Annotated in this window: 24 protein-coding genes; 15 read left to right on the top strand and 9 right to left on the bottom strand. The window is 74.6% G+C overall.

The annotated features are described in order from the left end of the window. Positions 1-245: 245 nt before the first annotated feature. The 10 genes from ACIQPQ_RS23265 (at position 246) to ACIQPQ_RS23220 (ending at position 9,187) form a co-directional block, all read left to right on the top strand. Complete coding sequence (locus ACIQPQ_RS23265) at positions 246-1,913, top strand: FAD-dependent oxidoreductase (RefSeq protein ID WP_401306547.1); 1,668 nt, start codon at positions 246-248, stop codon at positions 1,911-1,913. Between the two features lie 283 nt (positions 1,914-2,196). Then, the gene (locus ACIQPQ_RS23260; protein WP_401306544.1) at positions 2,197-2,694 is read left to right on the top strand and encodes a hypothetical protein; all 498 of its coding nucleotides are present in this window, start codon (positions 2,197-2,199) and stop codon (positions 2,692-2,694) included. A 160-nt stretch (positions 2,695-2,854) separates the two neighbouring features. After that, positions 2,855-3,523, top strand: coding sequence for a class F sortase (locus ACIQPQ_RS23255; RefSeq protein ID WP_401306541.1), 669 nt, complete (start codon positions 2,855-2,857; stop codon positions 3,521-3,523). A 211-nt stretch (positions 3,524-3,734) separates the two neighbouring features. Continuing rightward, on the top strand, positions 3,735-4,919 hold the full coding sequence (locus tag ACIQPQ_RS23250) for a SchA/CurD-like domain-containing protein (protein ID WP_401306538.1): 1,185 nt from the start codon (positions 3,735-3,737) through the stop codon (positions 4,917-4,919). A 101-nt stretch (positions 4,920-5,020) separates the two neighbouring features. Then, entirely contained in the window at positions 5,021-5,494 is a 474-nt protein-coding gene (locus ACIQPQ_RS23245) for a cupin domain-containing protein (RefSeq protein WP_401307148.1), read from the top strand. Beyond that, a complete protein-coding gene (locus tag ACIQPQ_RS23240; protein ID WP_383774030.1) occupies positions 5,491-6,759 on the top strand; it encodes a beta-ketoacyl-[acyl-carrier-protein] synthase family protein in 1,269 nt (422 codons plus the stop codon). Before ACIQPQ_RS23245 ends, ACIQPQ_RS23240 begins: the two co-directional genes overlap by 4 nt. Continuing rightward, complete coding sequence (locus tag ACIQPQ_RS23235) at positions 6,756-8,012, top strand: beta-ketoacyl synthase N-terminal-like domain-containing protein (protein WP_401306536.1); 1,257 nt, start codon at positions 6,756-6,758, stop codon at positions 8,010-8,012. The genes ACIQPQ_RS23240 and ACIQPQ_RS23235 overlap by 4 nt, the downstream gene beginning before the upstream one ends. Positions 8,013-8,052: 40 nt before the next feature. Next, a complete protein-coding gene (locus tag ACIQPQ_RS23230; RefSeq protein ID WP_383774034.1) occupies positions 8,053-8,310 on the top strand; it encodes an acyl carrier protein in 258 nt (85 codons plus the stop codon). Between the two features lies 1 nt (position 8,311). Beyond that, positions 8,312-8,791, top strand: a complete 480-nt coding sequence (locus ACIQPQ_RS23225) for an SRPBCC family protein (protein WP_401306532.1) — start codon at positions 8,312-8,314, stop codon at positions 8,789-8,791. 60 nt (positions 8,792-8,851) lie between these two features. Then, entirely contained in the window at positions 8,852-9,187 is a 336-nt protein-coding gene (locus ACIQPQ_RS23220; protein WP_383774038.1) for a TcmI family type II polyketide cyclase, read from the top strand. Between the two features lie 102 nt (positions 9,188-9,289). On the opposite strand, the gene ACIQPQ_RS23215 is transcribed toward ACIQPQ_RS23220, so the two are convergent. Both ACIQPQ_RS23215 and ACIQPQ_RS23210 read right to left on the bottom strand, forming a co-directional pair. Then, complete coding sequence (locus ACIQPQ_RS23215; protein WP_401306530.1) at positions 9,290-10,354, bottom strand: methyltransferase; 1,065 nt, start codon at positions 10,352-10,354, stop codon at positions 9,290-9,292. 62 nt (positions 10,355-10,416) lie between these two features. Then, positions 10,417-11,523 (bottom strand): nitrous oxide reductase family maturation protein NosD, encoded by a 1,107-nt coding sequence (locus tag ACIQPQ_RS23210; RefSeq protein WP_401306528.1) that lies wholly within the window; start codon positions 11,521-11,523, stop codon positions 10,417-10,419. 170 nt (positions 11,524-11,693) lie between these two features. Between ACIQPQ_RS23210 and ACIQPQ_RS23205 the strand changes: the two genes are divergently transcribed. Next, a complete protein-coding gene (locus ACIQPQ_RS23205; protein WP_401306526.1) occupies positions 11,694-12,110 on the top strand; it encodes a VOC family protein in 417 nt (138 codons plus the stop codon). A gap of 13 nt (positions 12,111-12,123) precedes the next feature. Here ACIQPQ_RS23205 and ACIQPQ_RS23200 read toward each other — a convergent pair whose 3' ends face one another. From ACIQPQ_RS23200 to ACIQPQ_RS23190, 3 genes are all read right to left on the bottom strand, one after another. Beyond that, positions 12,124-12,702, bottom strand: a complete 579-nt coding sequence (locus ACIQPQ_RS23200; RefSeq protein WP_401306523.1) for a hypothetical protein — start codon at positions 12,700-12,702, stop codon at positions 12,124-12,126. A gap of 145 nt (positions 12,703-12,847) precedes the next feature. After that, positions 12,848-13,525 (bottom strand): sigma-70 family RNA polymerase sigma factor, encoded by a 678-nt coding sequence (locus tag ACIQPQ_RS23195; protein ID WP_401306520.1) that lies wholly within the window; start codon positions 13,523-13,525, stop codon positions 12,848-12,850. Positions 13,526-13,682: 157 nt separating this feature from the next. Beyond that, complete coding sequence (locus ACIQPQ_RS23190; RefSeq protein WP_401306518.1) at positions 13,683-14,375, bottom strand: hypothetical protein; 693 nt, start codon at positions 14,373-14,375, stop codon at positions 13,683-13,685. A gap of 584 nt (positions 14,376-14,959) precedes the next feature. Here ACIQPQ_RS23190 and ACIQPQ_RS23185 point away from each other — a divergent pair. The 4 genes from ACIQPQ_RS23185 (at position 14,960) to ACIQPQ_RS23170 (ending at position 18,684) form a co-directional block, all read left to right on the top strand. Next, positions 14,960-15,439, top strand: a complete 480-nt coding sequence (locus tag ACIQPQ_RS23185; RefSeq protein WP_401306516.1) for a DUF4247 domain-containing protein — start codon at positions 14,960-14,962, stop codon at positions 15,437-15,439. An 84-nt stretch (positions 15,440-15,523) separates the two neighbouring features. After that, a complete protein-coding gene (locus ACIQPQ_RS23180) occupies positions 15,524-15,961 on the top strand; it encodes a DUF350 domain-containing protein (RefSeq protein ID WP_401306513.1) in 438 nt (145 codons plus the stop codon). Positions 15,962-15,973: 12 nt separating this feature from the next. After that, positions 15,974-17,623 carry a polyamine aminopropyltransferase gene (locus ACIQPQ_RS23175; RefSeq protein ID WP_401306510.1) on the top strand — a complete coding sequence of 550 codons (1,650 nt, stop codon included), beginning with the start codon at positions 15,974-15,976 and terminating at the stop codon, positions 17,621-17,623. 137 nt (positions 17,624-17,760) lie between these two features. Further along, entirely contained in the window at positions 17,761-18,684 is a 924-nt protein-coding gene (locus tag ACIQPQ_RS23170; protein WP_401306508.1) for an LLM class F420-dependent oxidoreductase, read from the top strand. Between the two features lie 27 nt (positions 18,685-18,711). Here the strand turns inward: ACIQPQ_RS23170 and ACIQPQ_RS23165 are convergent, their stop codons facing one another. The 4 genes from ACIQPQ_RS23165 to ACIQPQ_RS23150 all read right to left on the bottom strand — a co-directional run. Then, positions 18,712-19,209 carry a hypothetical protein gene (locus ACIQPQ_RS23165; protein WP_401306505.1) on the bottom strand — a complete coding sequence of 166 codons (498 nt, stop codon included), beginning with the start codon at positions 19,207-19,209 and terminating at the stop codon, positions 18,712-18,714. Positions 19,210-19,343: 134 nt separating this feature from the next. Further along, the gene (locus ACIQPQ_RS23160; RefSeq protein WP_401306503.1) at positions 19,344-20,306 is read right to left on the bottom strand and encodes an alpha/beta hydrolase fold domain-containing protein; all 963 of its coding nucleotides are present in this window, start codon (positions 20,304-20,306) and stop codon (positions 19,344-19,346) included. A gap of 50 nt (positions 20,307-20,356) precedes the next feature. Continuing rightward, a complete protein-coding gene (locus tag ACIQPQ_RS23155; protein WP_401306500.1) occupies positions 20,357-21,028 on the bottom strand; it encodes a lactate utilization protein C in 672 nt (223 codons plus the stop codon). Further along, the coding region (locus ACIQPQ_RS23150) for a lactate utilisation protein LutB domain-containing protein (protein ID WP_401306497.1) at positions 21,025-21,455 on the bottom strand (431 nt) is incomplete at its 5' end. The genes ACIQPQ_RS23150 and ACIQPQ_RS23155, both read right to left, overlap by 4 nt.

Below are 21,455 nucleotides of genomic sequence, written 5' to 3'. Positions count from 1 at the left end.
GCACTGACCCGCGGCCCGAGGGCCCGGGGCGGACCGTCCGGCGCGCACGCCGGCGCCGCCGCCCCGGGCCCTTCGCCTGCCCGGGACCAGGCGGCCGGGGTGCTCCGAACGACCGTCCCTATGCGGGTGAAGCCTGGGCCGCCGCCCGCCGCGCGGGGCATGCATGACAGCCCCGGCCGGACCGGCCGGACGGCCCTGCGCCGTGCCTTCGGTCCGGCGGACACGACCGTGCTGGAGACAAAGTGATGACCGAAAGAACCGACCCGCCCGGCGGCGCGCCCCACCGGGTTCCCGTCCTCGTCGTCGGCGGCTCCCTCGTGGGCCTGTCGACCTCGCTGTTCCTCGGCCGGCTGGGGGTGGAGCACACCCTGGTGGAGCGCCACTCCGGCACCTCCCACCACCCGCGCGGACGCGGCAACAACGTCCGCACGATGGAGCTGTTCCGGACCGCGGGCGTCGAACCGGCGATCCACCGGGCGGCGGCCACCCTCGCCGACAACCACGGCATCCTCCAGGCCCCCTCGCTGACCGGCGACGCGGGCGAGTGGCTGGTGAAGGACATCGACCCGGGCGGCGGTCTGGCCCGCTTCAGCCCCAGCTCTTGGTGCCTGTGCAGCCAGAACGACCTGGAGCCGGTCCTGCGCGACCACGCCGTCTCGCTCGGCGGCGACCTGCGCTACTCCACCGAGCTGATCTCCTTCGACCCCGACCCCGACGGGGTGACGGCGGTGGTGAAGAGCCGGGAGACCGGCGAGCACACCACGGCCCGCGCCGACTGGCTGGTCGCCGCCGACGGCCCGCGCAGCCCCGTCCGCGAGCAGCTCGGGATCGGCCAGAGCGGACCCGGCGAGCTGTTCAGCAACGTCAGCATCACCTTCCGCTCCCGCGCCCTCGCGGACGTCGTCGGGGAGCGCCGGTTCATCGTCTGCTACCTCACCAGCCCCGACGGAGACGGCGCCCTGCTGCCCGTCGACAACCGCGAACGGTGGGTCTTCCACGCCCCCTGGCACCCCGAACGCGGCGAGACGCTGGAGGAGTTCACCGACGAGCGGTGCGCCGAGCACATCCGGCGCGCCGTCGGCCGGGCCGACCTCGACATCGAGATCACCGGCCGGGCGCCCTGGCACGCCGCGCAGCGGGTGGCGACCGCCTACCGCTCCGGGCGGGTGCTGCTCGCGGGCGACTCCGCGCACGAGATGTCGCCGACCGGCGCGTTCGGCTCCAACACCGGCATCCAGGACGCCCACAACCTGGCGTGGAAGCTCGCCGCGGTCCTCGGCGGCTGGGCGGGCGAGGACCTCCTCGACAGCTACGACCTCGAACGCCGCCCCGTCGCGGAGGCCACCAGCGCCCGCGCCGCCGTCCGGTCGGCCGAGCACAGCCACCCCGGTTTCGCCCCGCCCTCCGGCGGCCCCGGCGCGGGCGGCGGCGCGCCCCAGCGCGGCATCCTGAACGTGGCGCTCGGCTACCGCTACCCGCTCGGCGCGGTGCACGGCGCCGACCCGGCCGCGCCCGTCGTCCCGGAGGGCCTCACCCTCGACGGCCGCCCCGGCACCCGGGCGCCCCACCTGTGGGTGCGCCGGGCGGGGAAGCGGATCTCCACGCTCGACCTGTACGAGCGGACCCCGGTGCTGCTGAGCGACGCCGACGCCCCGGCCGACTGGCACGAGGCCGCCCTGCGGCTGGCCGCGGAACTCTCCGTACCGCTGGTGTCGTACCGTCTCGGCGCCGCCGACGGCGCCGAGTTGGCGCCCGAGGACGGCGTCGACTGGCACGAGCGGCACGGCACGGCGCCCGGCGGGGCGGTGCTCGTCCGCCCCGACGGCTTCGTCGCCTGGCGCTCCCCGGGCCCGGACCCGCGCGCCGAGGACACCCTCCGGGAGGTCCTGACGGCGGTGCTGGCCCTGGGCTGACCCGGCCGCCCCCGCGGCCGAGGGCCCGCGCCGACCACCCCCTGGGTGGCCCGGCGCGGGCCCTTCCCGCGTCCCGGCACCGCCGCCCCGGCGGACCCCCGCGCCCAGGACACGGACGGCTCACCCGGGCGGGCCCCGGTTGCCCCGTACGGCCCCCGCACTCACCCGGCTGAGCGCCCCGAGTGGTGGCGGACGGAACTGTCACTGACGGTGGATCACGTCAGGGCCGGGTCTCCCCAGCTGACGAAGCGACAGCTGCCCGGCCGGACGGAAGGACCCACAGATGCGCTCTGCACGCCTGATCCTGGCCACCGCGGCGGCCTCCGCCGCTCTCGCCCTCGCCGCGCCCGGCGCGTACGCGGCGGGTGACTGGGACCACGACGACGCCGACTCCGGATACAGCAAGGAGCACAAGACCGAGGGCAGGACCGAGTCCGGGCACGACGCGCCGCGCGGCGGGATGCACACCGGCGGCGGCGCCCTCACCGCCGTCAACGCCGACGACTGGGGCACCGCGCGCGACCCGAAGCACGACCCGGAGACGTACAAGAAGGACAGCGAGCAGGAGAAGGACTCCTCCTGGACCAAGGACAGCGAGGAGAGCAACGAGTCCTGGAGCGGCGGTGGCGGCGGCTACGAGAAGCCGAGCGGCGGCGTCCACACCGGTGGCGGCGCGCTCGACACGCCCGCGGTGACCGCCGGCGGTCTGGCCGTGCTCGCCCTCGCCGGGGCCGGCCTGTACGCGGCGCGTCGCAAGAAGTCGGCCGCCGGCCTGGCCTGACCCGTGCCGGGCGACATAGCAGCCGTGGCCGCCACCCGCGTTCCAGGTGGCGGCCCGGCTCGCTTTCCGGCCCCCGCACGGGCACCCCGGTCGCCTTCCCAGGCCGTTTCCCCGCCGTTCCCCGCCCCGCCGCCGTGAACCGCAAGTGAGGTCGCTCCCGATGGCAGACTCCCCCACCTCTTCCGCCGACGGCACGGCCGCCGCCCGCCCCGGCCGGGGCACGACCCTGCTCTGCGCCGGGGTCCTGCTGGTGCTGGCGGTACGCCTGTTCGGCGACCCCGACCCGCAGTCCGCCGACCCCGCCCCGCCGCGGGCCGCCCCCCAGTCCGCATCCTCGGCGCACGCCTCCCCCGACGCCCGCCCCGTCGGCCCCCGGCTGCCCCGGTCGGCGCCCGTCCGGCTGCTCATCCCGAAGATCGACGTCGACGCCCCGTTCACCGACCTCGCCATCGCGAAGAACGGGCAGCTCGAAGCGCCCCCGGCGCACGACACCAACCTCGTCGGCTGGCACGCCAAGGGCGCCTCGCCCGGGGAGAGCGGCACCGCGGTCGTCGCCGGGCACGTCGACACGGCCACCTCCGCCGCCGTGTTCGCCCGGCTGAGCGAGCTGAAGAAGGGCGACACCTTCCAGATCCGCCGGGCCGACGGACGCAAGGCGACCTTCGTCGTCGACGACGCGGAGAACTTCGCCAAGGACGACTTCCCGAGCGACCGGGTGTACGGCGACACGCCCCGCGCCGAGGTACGCCTCATCACCTGCGCGGGCGACTACGACCGCGCCGTCAAGGACTACACCGAGAACCTCGTGGTGTTCGCGCACCTCAAGTGAGCGCCAACCGCCGTACGGGGCGGGTCCGGGACCCGTTTCTCACACGGACGAGGGGGCCCGGTCACCCGCGTAGTCCTTCCCGGTCGCGCACTGGTCTGGACCGCCACAGGATCGAATCACGCTCACGTCGCGTCGTCCCCTCCCCCTTCCCGTCCCACCCCGCGCCCGCCCTCTCCGCTGCCTGACGGCTTCCTCAAAGGAGTCCCCCACGATGACCACCACGTCCGCCGCCACGAACCCCGCGCCCCACCCGGCCCCCGTCTCCCCCGCTCCGGCCCGTCAGGCGTCCCAGCGGGTCTCCCAGTCCGTCTTCGACGGGTCCCACCTCCGGGTCGTCCTCCTGGTGGACGTCTACGACGGCGCCCAGCAGCAGTTCCTGGAGGCGTACGAGCAGCTGTGCAACCAGGTCGCGTCCGTCCCCGGGCACGTCAGCGACCAGCTCTGCCAGTCCATCGAGAACCCCTCGCAGTGGCTGATCACCAGCGAGTGGGAGAGCGCCCCGCCGTTCCTCACCTGGGTCAACAGCGAGGAGCACGTCGAGATGGTGAAGCCGCTGCACAACTGCGTGAGCGACACCCGCTCACTCCGCTTCCACGTGGTGCGCGAGACCGGCGGCCCCGCGGCGACGGCCGAGCCCGGCGAGCGGCGCCTCCAGACGTCCCCGCGCATCGGCGACGGCGTCATCCGGCACGCCATCACCTTCACCGTCCGGCCGGGCACCGAGGAGAAGGTCGCGAAGATCCTCTCCGACTACGCCTCGCCCGAGCCGCACGTCGACGACCAGACGCGGCTGCTGCGCACCTCGCTGTTCATGCACGGCAACCGGGTGGTGCGCGCCATCGAGGTCCGCGGCGACCTCCTCGCGGCGCTGCGGCACGTCGCCCGCCAGCCCGAGGTGCGGGCGGTCGAGGAGGCCATCAACCCGTACCTGGAGCAGGACCGCGACCTCGACGACCCCGAGTCCGCCCGGGTGTTCTTCACCCGCGCCGCCCTGCCGGCCGTGCACCACGTCTCGGCGGGCGAGTCCGGCGCGGACGTCGTCCGGCACGCGCTGTACTACCCGGCCCGCGAGAACAAGGGGCTGCGGCTGGCGGAACTCCTCGCCCAGCAGGACGAGCGGGCGGCGGACGACCCGACGAGCCCGGTGCTGCGCAGCACGATCTTCCAGCGCGACGACATCGTGATGCGGCTGATCGACGTGCGCGGCGGCATCGCCATCGACCCCGGCACCGTCCTCGGTCTCACCGACCCGGCCCGCTCGGCGGAGCTGACGGGGCTGCTCGACGGGAACGCCTTCACCGCCGACCCGGACGCGCTGCGCGACGGCTCGGCGCCCCGGCTGCTCGACCTCGCCCGTATGGACCTCGTCACCGACCGCCGGGCGCCCGACGCCTGAGCCGTCCGCACCGCCCGATCCCCGGCAGGCGGGCGCGGGGCGCCCGGCCGCACCAGCACACGAAACGGAGCTACGTCGTGATCTCATCCCGTCCCAGAATCGTGGACCTCAGCGAGGTCGAGCCCAACACCCGGCGCGGCGGCGACCTGCGCGCCATGCTCACCCCGGCCACGGTCGGCTCGACCAGCGGCTTCATGGGCCTGGCCCTGATCGAGCCGGGCGACCGCATCGGCGAGCACTACCACCCGTACTCCGAGGAGTTCGTGTACGTGGTGTGCGGTCAGCTGGAGGTCGACCTCGACGGGGAGCCGTTCGCGCTCCAGCCGGAGCAGGGGCTGATGATCCCCAAGAACATGCGGCACCGGTTCCGCAACGTCGGCAAGGTCGAGGCGCGGATGGTGTTCCACCTCGGCCCGCTGGCGCCGACGCCGCCCCTCGGCCACGTCGACACGGAGGAGGACGCGATCCCGTTCGTGCCCGACGCCGTCCCGCAGGCGGTGGCGGCCGACGGCGCGCCCGCCGGGGCGCACGGCGGAGCGGTCCGGGCGGCCGGACGACGGCAGGCCGGCTCATGACCCGGCGGGTGGCGGTCACCGGCATAGGTGTGGTCGCCCCGGGCGGCATAGGGGTGCCGGCGTTCTGGGACCTGCTCTCCCACGGGCGGACCGCGACGCGGGGCATCACCTTCTTCGACCCGTCGGGTCTCAGGTCGCGGATCGCGGCCGAGTGCGACTTCGACCCGGCGGCGTACGGCCTGGACGCCGAGCAGACCGCCCGCAGCGACCGCTACATCCAGTTCGCGCTGGTCGCGGGCGCCGAGGCGGTCCAGGACTCCGGGCTCGACCTCGGCCGGGAGAACCCGTGGCGGGTCGGGGTGTCGCTGGGCACCGCCGTCGGCGGCACCACGCGGCTGGAGAACGACTACGTGCTCGTCAGCCACGGCGGCGAGCGCTGGGACGTCGACCCCACCCGGGCCCGGCCCGACCTGCACCGGGCGTTCACCCCGGCCACCCTCGCCGCGACGGTGGCGGAGCGGTTCGAGGCGCGCGGCCCGGTGCAGACGGTGTCGACGGGCTGCACCTCGGGCCTGGACGCGGTCGGGTACGCGTTGCACACCATCGAGGAGGGCCGCGCGGACGTCGTCCTCGCGGGCGCCTCGGACTCCCCCATCTCCCCCATCACGATGGCCTGCTTCGACGCGATCAAGGCCACGTCGTGCAACAACGACGACCCGGCGCACGCGTCGCGGCCGTTCGACGCCGACCGGGACGGGTTCGTGATGGGCGAGGGCGGCGCCGTCCTCGTGCTGGAGGAGCTGGAGCACGCGAAGGCGCGCGGCGCGCGGATCTACTGCGAGCTGGGCGGCTACTCCACCTTCGGCAACGCCTACCACATGACCGGGCTGACCAGTGAGGGCCTGGAGATGGCGCGGGCCATCGAGCACGCCCTCGACCACGCGCGCACCGACCCGACCGGGATCGACTACGTCAACGCGCACGGCTCGGGCACCAAGCAGAACGACCGGCACGAGACGGCCGCCGTGAAGCGGACGCTGGGCGAGCACGCCTACGCGACGCCGATGAGTTCCATCAAGTCGATGGTGGGCCACTCGCTGGGCGCGATCGGCGCGATCGAGGTCGTGGCCTGTGTGCTGGCCCTGGAGCACCAGGTGGTGCCGCCCACCGCGAACTACACCACCCCCGACCCCGAGTGCGATCTGGACTACGTGCCGCGCGAGGCGCGGGAACGGAAGCTGGACAGCGTGCTCTCCGTGGGCAGCGGGTTCGGCGGGTTCCAGTCGGCGGTGGTCCTCAACCGGCGGAGGGAGAACACACGATGACCAGGACCCGACCGGGGCGCGCCGTCGTCACCGGGATCGGTGTGGTCGCGCCCAACGGCGTCGGCACCGACGCTTTCTGGAAGGCGACCCAGGAGGGCCTCAGCGCCCTCGACCGGGTCACCCGCGAGGGCTGCGAGGACCTGCCGCTGCGGGTGGCGGGCGAGATCCGCGACTTCGAGCCGACGGCGTCGGTCGAGGAGCGGTACCTCGTGCAGACCGACCGCTTCACGCACTTCGCGCTCGCGGCGACCGACCACGCCCTGGCCGACGCCCGGCTCGGGCAGGCCGACACCGGCGACGAGCCGTACGGCGTGGGTGTGGTCACCGCGGCCGGGTCCGGCGGCGGCGAGTTCGGTCAGCGCGAGCTCCAGCAGCTGTGGGGCAAGGGCAGCCGGTTCGTCGGGCCGTACCAGTCGATCGCCTGGTTCTACGCGGCGAGCACCGGCCAGATCTCGATCCGGCGCGGCTTCAAGGGCCCCTGCTCGGTCGTCGCCTCCGACGAGGCGGGCGGCCTGGACGCCGTGGCGCACGCGGCACGGGCGGTACGCCGTGGGACCGACGTCATCGTGGCCGGGGCGACCGAGGCGCCGCTCGCGCCGTACTCGGTGGTGTGCCAGCTCGGGTACGCGGAGCTGAGCACCGAGGCCGACCCGGCCCGCGCCTACCGCCCGTTCACCGACGCGGCCTGCGGGTTCGTGCCCGCCGAGGGCGGCGCGATGTTCGTGGTGGAGGCCGAGGAGGCCGCCCGGCGACGCGGGGCGCGGGCGCGGGCGACGATCGCCGGGCACGCGGCCACGTTCACCGGCGCCTCCCGCTGGGACCTGTCCCGCGCGGGCCTCGCGGAGGCGATCCGGGCGGCGCTGGCGGAGGCGGAGTGCGCGCCGGAGGAGATCGACGTGGTCTTCGCGGACGCGCTCGGCGTGCCGGACGCGGACCGGGCCGAGGCGCTGGCCCTGGCCGACGCGCTCGGCGCGCACGGCCGCCGGGTGCCGGTGACGGCCCCCAAGTCCGGTTTCGGGCGCGGCTACTGCGCGGCGCCGGTGCTGGACACGGCGGCGGCGGTGCTGGCCATGGAACACGGGCTGGTCCCGCCCACCCCGCATGTCTTCGACACGCGGGACGACCTCGACCTCGACCTGGTCACCGGCCGGGCCCGGCCCGCGGAGCTGCGCACGGCGCTGGTCCTCAGCCGGGGCCTCATGGGGTCGAACGCGGCGCTGGTGCTGCGGCACGGCGCGTCCGGTCCCGCGTAGCGGACCGGGACGGCACAGAGAACAGAAGGAGAGAGACCGCATGAGCAACCGCATCACCGTCGAGGAACTGTCCGAGCTGATGAGGAAGTCGGTGGGCGTCACCGTCGCCCCGGCCGACCTGGAACGCGACCCCGGCGTCGCCTTCGAGACCCTGGGCGTCGACTCCCTGGGTCTGCTGGGCATCGTGGGCGAGCTGGAGAACCGCTACGACACGCCGATGCCGCCGGACGCGGAACGCAGCAGGTCGCCGCGGGAGTTCCTGGACCTGGTCAACAGCGCTCTCCTGGCGGGGGCGTGACATGAGCGGACACACCGAGAACGAGATCACCATCGCCGCGCCGCTGGACCTGGTCTGGGACCTGACCAACGACGTCGCGAACTGGCCGAACCTGTTCAGCGAGTACGCCTCCGCGGAGATCCTGGAGCAGGAGGGCGCCCGGACGAAGTTCCGGCTCACCATGCACCCGGACGACAACGGCAAGGTGTGGAGCTGGGTCTCCGAGCGGGAGGCCGACCGCAGGACGCTCAGCGTCGACGCCCGCCGCGTGGAGACCGGGCCCTTCGCCTACATGAACATCCGCTGGCGGTACGAGGAAGTGCCGGGCGGCGTGCGGATGGTGTGGACGCAGGACTTCTCGATGAAGCCCGAGGCGCCGGTCGACGACGACTGGATGACGGACAACATCAACCGGAACTCCAAGGTCCAGCTGGCGCTGATCCGGGACCGCATCGAGCAGGCCGCGCGGGAGCAGCAGCCCGTGCCGAGCCTCGCCGACTGACGCGGTCCGGCCGAGCGTGGTGACCGGCAGCGGGCCGAGGCAACGGGACAGGAGAGCAGGATGACGCACCAGGAACTGATCGTCGCGCGGATGGCGCCGGGGTCCGCCCCGGACATCGCGAAGCTGTTCGCGGAGTCGGACCGGGGGGAGCTGCCGCACCTCATCGGGGTGACCCGGCGCAGCCTCTTCCAGTTCGACGACATCTACATGCACCTGATCGAGTCGGAGCGCGATCCGGGCGAGGCGATCCAGAAGGCGGTCGGGCACCCGGAGTTCCGCGACATCAGCGAGAAGCTGACGGCGTACGTCCGGGCGTACGACCCGCAGACGTGGCGGTCGCCGAAGGACGCGATGGCGAACCGCTTCTACGTCTGGGAGCGCGACGCCCGCGGGTGAGGCGCCGCGCGCCACCGGTGGCCGGGTCCGCGAGAGCGTCGCGGACCCGGCCACCGGTGGTTCACGGGGTCGTGCGGGGGTGGCCGGGTCGTCGGCGGTGGGTCAGGCCGGGACGACGCAGTCGAAGGCGTGCAGGTAGGGGTTGACCGGCCGGACGTCGTTCACGACGAGACCGGCGGCGGTGAGGCGGCCGAGCATGCTCTCGGTGGTGTGCTTGGCGCCGCCCACGTTGAGCAGGAGCAGCAGGTCCATGGCGGTGCTGAACCGCATCGACGGCGAGTTGTCGACGAGGTTCTCGATGACGACGACGCGGGTGCCGGGGCCGCCCGCGTCGATGACGTTGCGCAGGCAGCGGGCGGTGCTCTCGTCGTCCCACTCCAGGATGTTCTTGATGACGTACACGTCGGCCCGGACGGGGATGTCGACGCGGCAGTCGCCGGGGACGACGGTGACCCGGTCGGCGAGCGCGCCGCCGGGACGCAGCCGGGGGTCGGCGTTCTCGACGACGCGGGGCAGGTCGAGGAGGGTGCCGCGGATCGCCGGGTACTTCTCCATCAGGCTGGCCACGACGTGTCCCTGGCCGCCGCCGATGTCGGCGACGGAGCCGGCGCCCGACAGGTCGAGGAAGTCGGCGACGTCGCGCGCGGACTGGGAGCTGGAGGTGGTCATGGCGCGGTTGAAGACGACGGCCGACTCGGGGGCGTCCTCGTTGAGCCAGGTGAAGAACTCCTTGCCGTAGAGGTCCTCGACGACGTTGTGGCCGGTGCGGACGGCCTCGTCCAGCTTCGGCCAGGCGTCCCAGGTCCACGGCTCGGTGCACCACAGGGTGATGGCGCGCAGGCTGTGCGGGTCGTCCTCGCGCAGCAGGCGGGACATGTCGGTGTGGGCGAAGGTGCCGTCGGGCAGCTCGGTGAAGACGCCGTAGCAGGTGAGGGCGCGCAACAGGCGGCGCAGCGGCTTGGGTTCGGTCTTCACGGCGGCGGCGAGGTCCTCGACGGCGACGGGCCGCTCGCCGAGGGCGTCGGCGACGCCGAGGCGGGCGGCGGCGCGCAGGGCGGCGGCGCAGGCCGCGCCGAACACCAGCTCGCGCAGGCGCATCGAGGGCATGGGGGCGGACCCGGCGGGGGCGGGGGCCGCGGCGGCGGGGGCGGTTTCTGCGGTCGTCATACGTCCGCCTTCCTGGGTCGGTGACGTCGTGTGTGTGCGGGGGTGTGTCGGTGTACGGCTCGTCAGCACAGGCCCGCGGGCCGGGACAGGGCGCAGGTGTTGCCCTGGAAGGTGTTGTCCTTGCCGGGGCTCTGGTCGACGAGGTCGGCGGGGACGTTGCCGCTGAGGCGGTTGTCGCTGACGCGGTTGCGGTCGCTGGTGGCGCCGACGAAGCTCTTGAGCAGCACGATGCCGCCGGAGAGGGGGGAGTTCCCGGCGTTGTCGTGGATCTCGTTGTCCGTCAGGAGGGCGTCCTCGGTGCCGGTGAGGACGATGCCGGAGCCCTGGAGGGCGTCCAGGCGGGCGGTCTTGGGACACGACTTGTTGTTGGCGACGATGGTGTTCGCGGCGACGGTGACCGCGCCCGCCTTGGGCTTGTTCTCGTCGCCGACGAGGAAGACGCCCGCGCAGTTGCCGGTGACGCGGTTGTCCTCGACGGTGAGGTTGCGCAGCCGCCGGACGGTGACGCCGATGCGGTTGCCCTCGAGGCGGTTGCGTTCGACGCGGGTGCCGAGGGTGTCGGTGGCGCCCTCCTCCTCGGTCACGGTGTTGGCCAGGAAGAGGCCCGCGTCGCCGTTGTCGCGGGCGGTGTTGCCGCGGAACACGCCGCGGGTGGAGGCCTCCTGGGCGATGCCCCACACGCCGTTCTTCACGGCGGTCACGTTGCGGACGTTCAGGCCGTCGGTGGCGTACGCGTGCACGCCGGACTTGGTGAACCCGGTGACGGTGAGGGAGGAGAGGGTGACGCCCTCGACGGGGTTCGCCTTCGTGCCGACCACGCAGACGCCGTTGCCGCTCGAAGCGCAGTCGGCGGCGACCCTTGCGGCGCCGGTCGCGGGGGTGGCGGCGGTCGCGGTCGTCGCGGGGGTCGCGCCCGGTTCGATCACCACGCCGGGGCCCAGGCCGCGCAGGGTGAGCCGGGGCGTCGTGACGGTGACGCTCTCCCGGTAGGTGCCGCGGGTGACGAGGACGGTGTCGCCGGGTGCGGCGGCGTCCACGGCCTGCTGGATCGACTGCCCCGGCCGGACCACGTGGGTGTGGTGGCCCGCGGCGGAGGAGGGTGCCGCGCCGAGACCGGCTCCGACGACGGCGGCGGTGCACGCGAGGTACGCGATATGGTATTTCGTCATAAAGCGGACCATAGGCTCAACGGGTCGGCGGGCCTCGGGTATGCGCCGTCCGGTGGCGTGTTGCCCGGCGGGCCGCCGGGCGTGTCACGGTGCGTCGCCCGACAGGCCGTGGCCGTCTCCCCGCGTTACGGTGCGGGCGTCCGGTCCCCGTCCCGTTCCCGGAGGTGGTCATGGCCTCGCGCCTCAACCCGTATCTCAGCTTCGGCGGCGACGCCCGCGCGGCCCTGGAGTTCTACCAGGACGTCTTCGGCGGCGAGCTGCTGGTGCACACCTACGGCGACTTCGGGCAGCCGGACGCGCCGGAGGCCGGGCAGGTGATGCACGGGATGCTGGAGACCCCGGCCGGTTTCACCCTGATGGGCGCCGACGTCCCGCCCGGCACGGAGCACGTGCCCGGCAACGCCTTCTCGGTCAGCCTGAGCGGGGACGACGCGGCCGGGCTGCGCGGCTACTGGGAGCGGCTGTCCGCCGACGGCGAGGTGTCGGTGCCGCTGGAGCGGCAGATGTGGGGCGACGTCTTCGGCATGTGCACGGACCGGTTCGGCATCCCGTGGATGGTCAACATCAGCGAGCCGCCGACGGCGTGAGCCGCGGCGCGGTTCACGCCAGGAAGTCGCGGATCAGCCCGGCCGGGTTGGCGGCCGCGGTGGCCTCCTCCTCCCAGCCGGGACAGTCCATGTCGAACACGACCACGGGCAGGGGGCGGCCGAAGGCCCGCTCGACGGCGCAGCTCGCGTGGAGGTCGCGGGCGAGGGTGACGACGGCGTCCTGGAAGTGGCCGTGCAGCCGGGCGGACCGCTCACGGAGCACGTCGTCCCCGAGCACGCGGCCGAGGTCGGACGCGCCGTCGTACCAGAGGCCGAGGGCGCGGGCCTCCGCCTCGAAGAGCGGGCCGCCGAGCGGGTCCTCGGGGACACCGCCGAGCCGTTCGAAGCCCTCCAGGAGCCAGTAGGCGTAGTTCCAGCGGGCCTCCTGGGGATCGGTCTCCGCGCAGGCCCGCGCGTACCGGCTCTCGGTGTTGTGGCCGATGTCCACGTACGGGCGGCGGTGGTCGGCGTCGACGCGCCAGACGTTGAACGCCAGGACGTAGATCTCGGGTCGCAGCCGCTCGGGGACGCGCTCCAGGATGCCGGTGGCGGCCTGGTGCAGGTGGGCCCGGAGGGTGTTCGGTTCCGTCACGTGCGCCAGCGTGCCACTCCCCCGCGCGGCCCCGCCGGGCACCCCCGTCACCCTGCACCCCCGTCGCCCCCGTCGCCCGGTGGGCGTGCCCTGCGCACCGGCCGGGCGCGCGGCCGTCCCGTGGCGCGCGCCCGGCCCCGGAGGCTCAGGCGACCAGCGCCGGGGCGGCGGCCCGCGGCGCGGGCTCGGTGGCGGCGGGCCGCTCCGCGTCGTCGAGCAGGGCCAGCAGGGCGGTGCGGGCGCGGGCGACGCGGGAGCGGACCGTGCCGATGGGGCAGTCGCTGACCTCGGCGGCCTCCGCGTAGGGCAGGCCGAGGAGCTGGGTGAGGACGAAGGCCTCGCGGCGTTCCTCGGGCAGGCAGGCCAGCAGGTCGAGGAGGGCGACGCCGTCGTCGAAGCCCGGCAGGCCGCGCGGCTGGGCGAGTTCGACGGCGAGCTGCCAGTCCGCGGTGTCGGACAGCCGGGGCCGGGCCGCCGCGTACCGGTAGCTGTCGATCACCGCGCGGCGGGCGATGGACAGCAGCCAGGCGCGGGCGGAGGAGCGGCCCTCGAACCGGTGCAGGCTGCCGAGCGCGCGCAGGAACGTGTCCTGGGCGAGGTCGTCGACGGCCTGCGGGTCGGCGCAGAGGTGGGCCACGTAGCGGTGCACGTCGCGGTGGAGCGCGCGGACGAACCGCTCGACCGCCACCGCGTCACCGGTCCGGGCGGCGAGCGCCCACGCGGTTATCGACTCGTCGGCCGAGACCGCCGTACCGCCTTTTCCGCAGGCGTCCGGGGAGACGAGCGGGGCAGAAGTGATCACCTGGTGTCCTTCTCGGGTCATCCGGAGCCGCGGTGGCGCGCGCGGGGACGCCGGTATGCGCGGGCGGGCGCGCGCGGCACGGGCGGGTCCGGTGAGGGGAGAGGCCGTGCGCGTCGGGGACGCGGGGACGGCCGTGACCCGGGGCGCGCGGGGGCGGCCCCGGTGGTACCGGCTGCCGTCAGGCGGCAGCGGTCCCGTGGGGCGGGCCCCGAGAGGTGATCGCGTGGACGAGGAGGAGCCGCGGCGCCCGGTCGGCGCGGTGGCGGCGGGCGCGGACGCGCGGGCGGTCCGGCGGGACCGGCAGGGCGAGCAGCAGCCGCAGCGGGGCGGCGAGCCGCGCGGCGACGGCGCGCAGGATGCGGAACGTGGCCTGCTCGCCGTACGCGAGCCAGAGTCCGCACAGCAGGGCGGCGAGGAGGTGGGCGGCGAGCATGCCGAAGGACGATCCGGGCCCGCCGTCCGCGCCGCCGAGGTGACTCATGTGGCCCATGTGCCCCATCGGCATCGGCATCGGCTCGGACGTGGCGTCCGGCAGGGAGGGCACGGACATGGCGCGCAGGGGGTTCAGCGCGGTCCCCGCGGCGTCGGGGGCCGGGGCGGGGGTGCCGTCGCCGGTCGCCGACTGGGCGTAGGAGAACGCCGTGTGCAGCGCGGTCTGGGCGGCGACGACGACCGTCACGACGAGGACGGGTCCGCGCTCGCGTGCGGCGAGGGCCCAGCCGACGGCCGCGGTGACGGCCAGTGCGGCAGCCAACGCCGCCGCGGGCACCTGGCGTTCGGACATCAGGGCGTGGCCGAGGGCGGCGAGCAGCACGCAGACGGCCGCGAACATCGCGGCCCGCAGTGTGCGCGTTCCCCACCCGGCAGTCATGGCGCCTCATCTTCGCATCCGGGCCCCGGCCGCCGCCGGGGTCTTCGGCAGATCGGTCCGCCGTCCGCGGCGCCGGAGGGGGCCGCGGCGCGTCCGGCGGACCGGGTCGCCACCGCGCGGCCCGTCACGGGGCCGCCGGACGGGACGGCGAGGAAGGTCGGGGGGCGTGCGTCACCGGGTCTCCACCTCTCGTCGCGCGGGACGGCCGGCCGGCGGGGTACCGGACGGCCGCGGGAAGTGCCGCCCCAGACGTCGGACGGAGCCCGCGCCGAGTTCCCGCACCGTGGAGTGGCGTGCGTCACAGGGGTATGGCGGCGGAACGATCCGGTCCGTCACCGGCTCTCGGACCCTGTACGCCGTATGTGCGATACTCGGCGCCGCTCATAGCAAGATCTGACCGGGGGGTCCCACGTGCATGCCGCTGTCCGTCGGCGCCCGCGCCCACCGGTCGGTCCCCGGGGACGCCGTTCCCGGGCGGCACGGACACCGGGCGGGACGCCCCGCACGGCGGCACACGTCGCGCTCCCCCGCACCCTGCGCGTCCCGGCGCGGACCGCGGGGGCGCGCCCCCGGCTGGAGGCCCGATGAAGAGCGCCCGAGTGGAGCGCGCCCCGCTGACGAACACCCGGCCGACGCCCGCCGGGCCGGCGCATGTCCGGTTGCTGCGCGGGGCGTTGGCGGCGGCGCTGGCCGTGTTCCTGCTCGCCGCCTGCTCCTCCGGCGGGGGCGGTGGCGGCAACGCGGTGCCGCGCGGCTGGATCGGCAAGGAGTACCGCAAGGACGGCGGGATCGGCAGCTACTGGCTCGCCCCGGCCACGGCTCCCGCCCGGGTCGCGGACGCCATCCACGGTCACCGCCGCGCCCTGGACCGGACGAGCGGCGGCACCTCGCAGTTCCTGCGGTACCGCGACGACATGGTCACCGTGACGCCGTACGGCGGCGGCAGCCGGATCGAGATCGAGGACTACCGCAACGGCTACCGGCGCCACAGCAGTTACCTGACGAACTGGCCCGACCCGGACGGCGACAGCTTCCGCGGCGGCGGGCCCGGCTCGGGCAAGTGACGCCCCGCCGGGCCCCGTTCCGCTTCCGCGGACCGCTGTTCTCCCCCCGACCCTGACGACGACGCCGTCCAGAAAGGCAACGCAGTGACCGAGATCTTCGAGTCGACCGGCCAGGCCCTGCTCTACGGAGTGGTGGGCCTCGTGGTGATGGCCGCCGGCTTCCTCGCCCTCGACCTCGTCACGCCGGGGAAGCTCTTCCACGTGGTGTGGGCCGACCGCAACCGGGGCGCGGCCGTCCTGCTGGGCAGTCAGTCCCTCGCGGTCGGCCTGGTCGTCATGGAGGCGATCCGCGCCAGCGAGTCCGAACAGGGCCTCGGCCACGGCCTGGTGAGCACCCTGCTGTACGGCCTGGCGGGCGTCCTCGTGATGACCGTGGTCGGCATCGTGATCGGGGTCCTCACGCCGGGCCGGATGGGCGCGACCGTGTTCGACGACGAGGACGGCCGTCCGCACCCCGCCGCCTGGGTCCAGGCGGGCATGTACCTGGGGACCGCCGCCATGGTCGGCGCGGCCCTCTCCTAGGCTCCTCGCGTCATGACCACCGGCACCACTCCCCTGCCCGGCACGGCCGACGGCCCCGCCACCGCCGCCCCGGTCGGCCCGGCCGAACCGCCCGGCCGTTCCGGGCTTCCCGTGGCGGACGGGTTCGGCCGGGGCGCGCGCTTCCTGCTGCTGCTCTCCGTCTTCCTCTGCGCGGCCTGCGGGCTGGTGTACGAGCTGGCGCTCACCGCGCTGGGCAGCTATCTCATCGGCAACTCGGTGCTCCAGACGTCGGTGGTCATCTCGGTGATGGTCTTCGCGATGGGCATCGGATCGCTCGCCGCGAAGCCTCTGCGGCACCGCCCGGTCGGCGCGTTCGCCCTGGTCGAGGGGGCGCTCGCGCTGGTCGGCGGGCTGTCCGTGCTAGTGCTGTACGCGGCCTTCGCCTGGCTGCGGGTCTACACCCCCGCGATGATCGTGGTCGCGCTGCTGGTCGGGCTGCTCATCGGGGCGGAGATCCCGCTGCTGATGACGCTGTTGCAGCGCATCCGGCGGCAGGAGGCGGGCAGCGCCGTCGCCGACATGTTCGCCGTCGACTACATCGGGGCGCTGGTCGGTGGGCTCTGCTTCCCGCTGCTCCTGCTGCCCACGTTCGGCCAGTTGAAGGGCGCGCTGGTGGTGGGCGCGGTCAACGCGGTGGCGGGCGTGCTGGTCGTGCTGGTGATCTTCCGGCGGCGGACGAGGCGGCGGACGCGGTACGGGCTGCTGGCGTTCGCGGCGGTGGTGCTCGGGGTGCTCGGCACGGCGTACGCGCTGGCGGACGACCTGGAGGTGACGGCCCGTCAGCAGATGTACCGGGACCCGATCGTGCACGCGGAGACGACGCCGTACCAGGAGATCGTCGTCACCCGGTCGACCGCCTTCACCGGGAAGCCGGACCTGCGGCTCTTCCTCAACGGCGACCTCCAGTTCAGCTCGGTCGACGAGTACCGCTACCACGAGTCGCTGGTGCACCCGGTGCTCGCGGGCGCCCGCGGTGACGTCCTCATCATGGGCGGCGGCGACGGGCTGGCGCTGCGCGAGGTGCTGCGCTACGACGACGTGCGGCGGGTGACGCTGGTCGAGCTGGACCCCGCGATGACCACGCTGGCACGGGAGTTCGGGCCGCTGCGCGATCTCAACGACCGGTCGCTGGAGGACCCGCGGGTGACGGTGGTCAACGAGGACGCCTTCAACTGGCTGCGGGACGCGCGCGGCCGGTACGACGCCGTGATCGTCGACTTCCCCGACCCGGACACGGCGGCCCTCGCCAAGCTGTACTCCGTCGAGTTCTACGGGCTGTTGAACCAGGTCCTCACCCCGCGGAGCCGGGTGATGGTGCAGAGCGGGTCGCCGTTCTTCGCGCCGAAGACGTTCTGGTCGATCGCCCGCACCGTCGAGGAGGCGGGGTACGCGACGACCGCCTTCCAGGTCGACGTGCCGAGCTTCGGCAACTGGGGCTACGTCCTGGCCGCGCCCGGCACCCGCACACCGCCTGCGCTGCGGCTGGCCCCGGACGCGCCGCCGCTGCGCTACCTGGACGACGCGGTGCTGAAGGCGGCAACGGTGTTCCCGGTGGACCGCAGACGGCAGGACGTCCGGCCCAGCACGCTGATGGACCCGGCCGTGCTGGAGTACGTGCTGGACGAGTGGCGCGACTACTGACCGGGGCGGACCGGCGCCGGTCCGGCCACGGGGGCGCAACACCCGTTCACACACGTCGCGTCGACGACACACCGCCGACAGGTGACTGTCACACGGAACCCGGAATGGGCGCCCCGGCACCGCTCGTTCGCCTGGACATGACTCTCGGCGTAGCGCTCCACGCGATCGACACCGACAACCAGATCGACGCCTCCGTACGGCTCGCCCGGGAGGCGGCGGAGGCCGGGCTGCGGTCGGCCTGGTTCGGGCAGACCTTCGGCGCGGACTCGCCGCTGCTGGCGGCGATCGTGGGCCGCGAGGTGCCCGCGCTCCAGGTCGGCACCTCGGCGATCCCGGTGTTCGGCCGGCATCCGCTGACGGTGGCGAGCGCGGCCCGCACCGCGCAGGCGGCCACTCACGGGCGCTACCACCTCGGGCTGGCCCTCGGCACCAAGTTCCTCACCGAGGGCGGCTTCGGCCTCCCCTTCGAGCGGCCCGTCGCCCGGCTGCGTGAATTCCTCACCGCGCTGCGGCAGTTGACCGAGACCGGCACCGCCGACTTCCACGGCGAACTGATCACCGCGACCACCCCCGTGCCCGCGCAGGTACCGGGCGCGGAGGGCGGGGTGCCGCTGCTGGTGGCGGCCATGGGACCTCAGGCGCTACGCGCAAGCGGCGAGTTGGCGGACGGCATCCTGCCCTACCTGGCCGGGCCGCGCGCGCTGGCCGAGCACATCGTCCCGGCGCTGACCAGGGCCGCGGAGGCGGCCGGACGGCCCGCGCCGCGGATCGTCGCGCTGGTGCACGGCGTCGTCACCGACGACGTCGACGCCGTCCGCGCGAAGGCCACCGAACAGCTCGCCTTCTACGAGCAGATCCCGTCCTACGCGCGCGTGGTCGACCTGTCCGGCGCGCGGCGGGCCGGTGAGGTCGCGGTGATCGGCGACGAGCGGACCGTCACCGAGGAGATCCGGCGCTACCGGGACGCCGGGGCCACGGAGGTGGTGTTCTCCGGCACCGACCTCGCCGGGGACGCGGACCGCCGCCGCACCTGGGCCCTGCTCGGCGACCTCGCGGGCTGACGTCGGCCCGGCGGCTCCCCCGGACAGTCAGGACATCAGCTTGTGCCCCTCGGTGAGGACGGAGGGCGCTCCGTCGGCGTCGACGCGGCGGAGCTTGGCGACACCGTCGTACTTGCGGGCCAGGAGGAGGAAGGTCAGGCCGAGGACGGGTGCGAAGAAGCCGCTGAGCCCGGTGTACGGCATCCAGGACGCGGTGTCGGTGTCGTAGTCGAGGTCCTCCGGGCCGTCCGGCTGGATGCCGACGGCGAAGGTCAGCCAGAGCAGGAACGCGGCGAGCGCGAGGAAGAGGAGACCGAGGAGCAGGTAGGTGACGCGCCGCCGGACCGTGGCGGCGCTGCTGTGCAGCGTCACCCGGAAGCGTTTCCCGCAGGTGGCGCAGACGAAGCCGGTGCCGGCGCTGCCCCGCGCGGGCCGCGCCGGAAGCTGCTGGACGCGGTGGGTGACGGTCACCACCGCGACCCCCTTCGCGCCGAGCACGTGCGCGAACATCGTGCTGGGCACATCCCGAATGACCGTGGACAGCATGGTGGTTCCCCCCGGAAGCGGTCGCCGTGCGGCAGGGAGCCATCATGCCCGGGGGAACCGCTGTCGAACCACGGGGAGATGCAAGACTTCACCCCAATTCCCTTGCATCATCGTTTAATTGACGCTTCATCAGTTCATGGGACCGTCTCCGGGGCGGGCGCCTCGCTCAGGTGCCGGGCGAGGAACGCGACGCTTCGCGCGACCAGCGGCGCGACGTCGGCGTTGAGGAAGATGTGCTCGGCGCCGGGGACCGGGACGAGGTCCGCCTCGTTGCCCTCGGCGCGCAGCAGGGCCGCGAGGCGCGCGCTGTGCGCGTAGGGGACGAGGGTGTCGTCGGTGCCGTGCATGAGGAGGAACGGCGGCGCCGCCCCGCGCACGTACGCGACGGGCCCGGCCGCGACCGCCCGCCGGGCCAAGGCGCCGGGGTCGGCCGGGTCGGCGCCGCCCAGCAGGGTGGCGTAGGGGTCCAGGGGGCCGGGGTCGTCCGGCAGCAGGTCGGCGACGTCGGTGATGCCGTACCAGTCCACGACGGCCGCCACCGCGGAGTCGCCCTCGGTGACGCCTTCCGTGCCCTCCAGCCACGGGTCGGCCGTGCCGGTCAGTCCGGCGAGCGCGGCGAGATGGCCGCCCGCCGACTCCCCCCACACGCCGATCCGCCGGCCGTCGACGCCGAGCCGGTCGGCGTGGTGGCGGAGGTAGCGGACGGCGGCCTTCACGTCGTGCAGCTGGGCGGGGAAGGGGGCTTCGCGGGCGTGCCGGTAGTCGAGGGTCGCCACGGCGAGACCGGCGCGCAGCACGGACCCGAAGAGGAGGTCGGCGCTGACGGTGGGCGGCGGGTGGCGCCGGTCGCCCTCCATCCAGGCGCCGCCGTGGACCCAGAGCACGACGGCCGGGGGCCGGGCGGCCGGGGGGACGGCGAGGTCCAGCAGGCGGGCGCGGTAGCCGGAGGTGGTGGCGTAGCTCAGTCCGTCGTGACGGCGGACGCCGTCGGGGCCGGTGACGGGCGGGGTCGGGGGCAGGTGCGCGGGCGGTACGGCGAGTTCGGGCGGGGGCCAGGTGACGCGGCCGGGGGCCGGGCGCGCGGGTTCGGGCGGCAAGGGCGTCTCACCTCGGGGAGGTCGGCGGCGGCTGGGACACGGCCTAGGGTTCAGGGCTGGACGAGGACGACGTCGAGGCGGCGGGGGCCGTGCACGCCCTCGACGCGTTCGAGTTCGATGTCGCTGGTGGCGGACGGGCCGGAGATCCAGGTCAGCGGCCGGTGCGGGACGAGCCGCGCCAGCGCGGCGGGGACGGAGGCGACGACCTGCTCGGGGGCGCGTACGACGCACACGTGGTGGTCCGGGACCAGGGTGAGCACGCGGCGGCCCTGGCCGGGGCCGCCGTCCAGGACGAGGGTCCCGGTCTCGGCGACGGCCAGCGCGCATCCGGTGACGACGGCGTCGGCGCGGTCGCAGGCGGCCGGACCGAGCGGCGGGTCGTCGGTGAGCAGGGTGGCCGTCGTCGCGGTGAGCCAGTGCGGCGGCAGGCCCTCGGGGACGATCACCGTGCGGGACCGCTGCCGGTCCAGGACGGCGGCGACGGTCGCCGCCAGCTCGGCGGGCGTGCACCGGTGCACGTGCGCCCGGTACTCGGTGAGCCGGTCGTCGAGGAGGTCCGCCAACCCGTCCGGCAGTGCGTCAGCCGGCCCGTCCGGCGGCAGACCGGGGGCGGGGGCGGTCCGGTAGTCGCGGGGGACGGTCACGTCCTCGGGGCGTTCGGTGTCCGGTACGTCGGCCAGGGCGGCGCGGACGCGGGCGAGCACGGTGTCACGGCTGGTCACGGGCGCTCCTCGGTCGGGGGCTCGGCGGTCGGGTGCGCACCGTCAGGGGGCTCGGCGTGCGGGTGTTCCCCGGTCGGGTGCTCCCCGGTGGGGCGGTTGGCGCGCCACCAGGTGCGGAACGGTTCGGCGGCCACGCGGGGCAGGTCCCGTTCCGCGCTCCAGGCGCCCGCGCCGGGGCCGGGCAGCCGCCGGGGGTGCAGGCGCCGGGTGGCGGCGGCGGTCCGCTGGGCGGCCTCGTACAGCGCGGGCCGGTCCAGGACCGCGCCCGCCGCCCGGACCACCGCGTGCTCCAGCCGGTGACCGGGGCCGCCCTGGTCGGCGACGCGTTCGCGGAGGTGGACGAGGATGTCGGGGATGTCGATGGCGACGGGGCAGACGTCGTAGCAGGCGCCGCAGAGGGTGGAGGCGTAGGGGAGGGAGGCGTCGA

Origin of the sequence: Streptomyces sp. NPDC091281, assembly GCF_044757425.1 — a bacterium.
In the GTDB taxonomy this organism is placed as follows: domain Bacteria; phylum Actinomycetota; class Actinomycetes; order Streptomycetales; family Streptomycetaceae; genus Streptomyces.
Note: the sequence above shows the minus strand (reverse complement) of the source record. Positions and strands in the feature narration are given on the sequence as shown.

What these genes read in the sequence shown, in the direction of transcription:
- ACIQPQ_RS23265 (WP_401306547.1), top strand. Translation starts at nt 246, where the DNA reads ATGACCGAAAGAACCGACCCGCCCGGCGGCGCGCCCCACCGGGTTCCC.
- ACIQPQ_RS23260 (WP_401306544.1), top strand. Translation starts at nt 2,197, where the DNA reads ATGCGCTCTGCACGCCTGATCCTGGCCACCGCGGCGGCCTCCGCCGCT.
- ACIQPQ_RS23255 (WP_401306541.1), top strand. Translation starts at nt 2,855, where the DNA reads ATGGCAGACTCCCCCACCTCTTCCGCCGACGGCACGGCCGCCGCCCGC.
- ACIQPQ_RS23250 (WP_401306538.1), top strand. Translation starts at nt 3,735, where the DNA reads ATGACCACCACGTCCGCCGCCACGAACCCCGCGCCCCACCCGGCCCCC.
- ACIQPQ_RS23240 (WP_383774030.1), top strand. Translation starts at nt 5,491, where the DNA reads ATGACCCGGCGGGTGGCGGTCACCGGCATAGGTGTGGTCGCCCCGGGC.
- ACIQPQ_RS23235 (WP_401306536.1), top strand. Translation starts at nt 6,756, where the DNA reads ATGACCAGGACCCGACCGGGGCGCGCCGTCGTCACCGGGATCGGTGTG.
- ACIQPQ_RS23230 (WP_383774034.1), top strand. Translation starts at nt 8,053, where the DNA reads ATGAGCAACCGCATCACCGTCGAGGAACTGTCCGAGCTGATGAGGAAG.
- ACIQPQ_RS23225 (WP_401306532.1), top strand. Translation starts at nt 8,312, where the DNA reads ATGAGCGGACACACCGAGAACGAGATCACCATCGCCGCGCCGCTGGAC.
- ACIQPQ_RS23220 (WP_383774038.1), top strand. Translation starts at nt 8,852, where the DNA reads ATGACGCACCAGGAACTGATCGTCGCGCGGATGGCGCCGGGGTCCGCC.
- ACIQPQ_RS23215 (WP_401306530.1), bottom strand. Translation starts at nt 10,354, where the DNA reads ATGACGACCGCAGAAACCGCCCCCGCCGCCGCGGCCCCCGCCCCCGCC.
- ACIQPQ_RS23210 (WP_401306528.1), bottom strand. Translation starts at nt 11,523, where the DNA reads ATGACGAAATACCATATCGCGTACCTCGCGTGCACCGCCGCCGTCGTC.
- ACIQPQ_RS23205 (WP_401306526.1), top strand. Translation starts at nt 11,694, where the DNA reads ATGGCCTCGCGCCTCAACCCGTATCTCAGCTTCGGCGGCGACGCCCGC.
- ACIQPQ_RS23195 (WP_401306520.1), bottom strand. Translation starts at nt 13,525, where the DNA reads ATGACCCGAGAAGGACACCAGGTGATCACTTCTGCCCCGCTCGTCTCC.
- ACIQPQ_RS23190 (WP_401306518.1), bottom strand. Translation starts at nt 14,375, where the DNA reads ATGACTGCCGGGTGGGGAACGCGCACACTGCGGGCCGCGATGTTCGCG.
- ACIQPQ_RS23185 (WP_401306516.1), top strand. Translation starts at nt 14,960, where the DNA reads ATGAAGAGCGCCCGAGTGGAGCGCGCCCCGCTGACGAACACCCGGCCG.
- ACIQPQ_RS23175 (WP_401306510.1), top strand. Translation starts at nt 15,974, where the DNA reads ATGACCACCGGCACCACTCCCCTGCCCGGCACGGCCGACGGCCCCGCC.
- ACIQPQ_RS23170 (WP_401306508.1), top strand. Translation starts at nt 17,761, where the DNA reads ATGACTCTCGGCGTAGCGCTCCACGCGATCGACACCGACAACCAGATC.
- ACIQPQ_RS23165 (WP_401306505.1), bottom strand. Translation starts at nt 19,209, where the DNA reads ATGCTGTCCACGGTCATTCGGGATGTGCCCAGCACGATGTTCGCGCAC.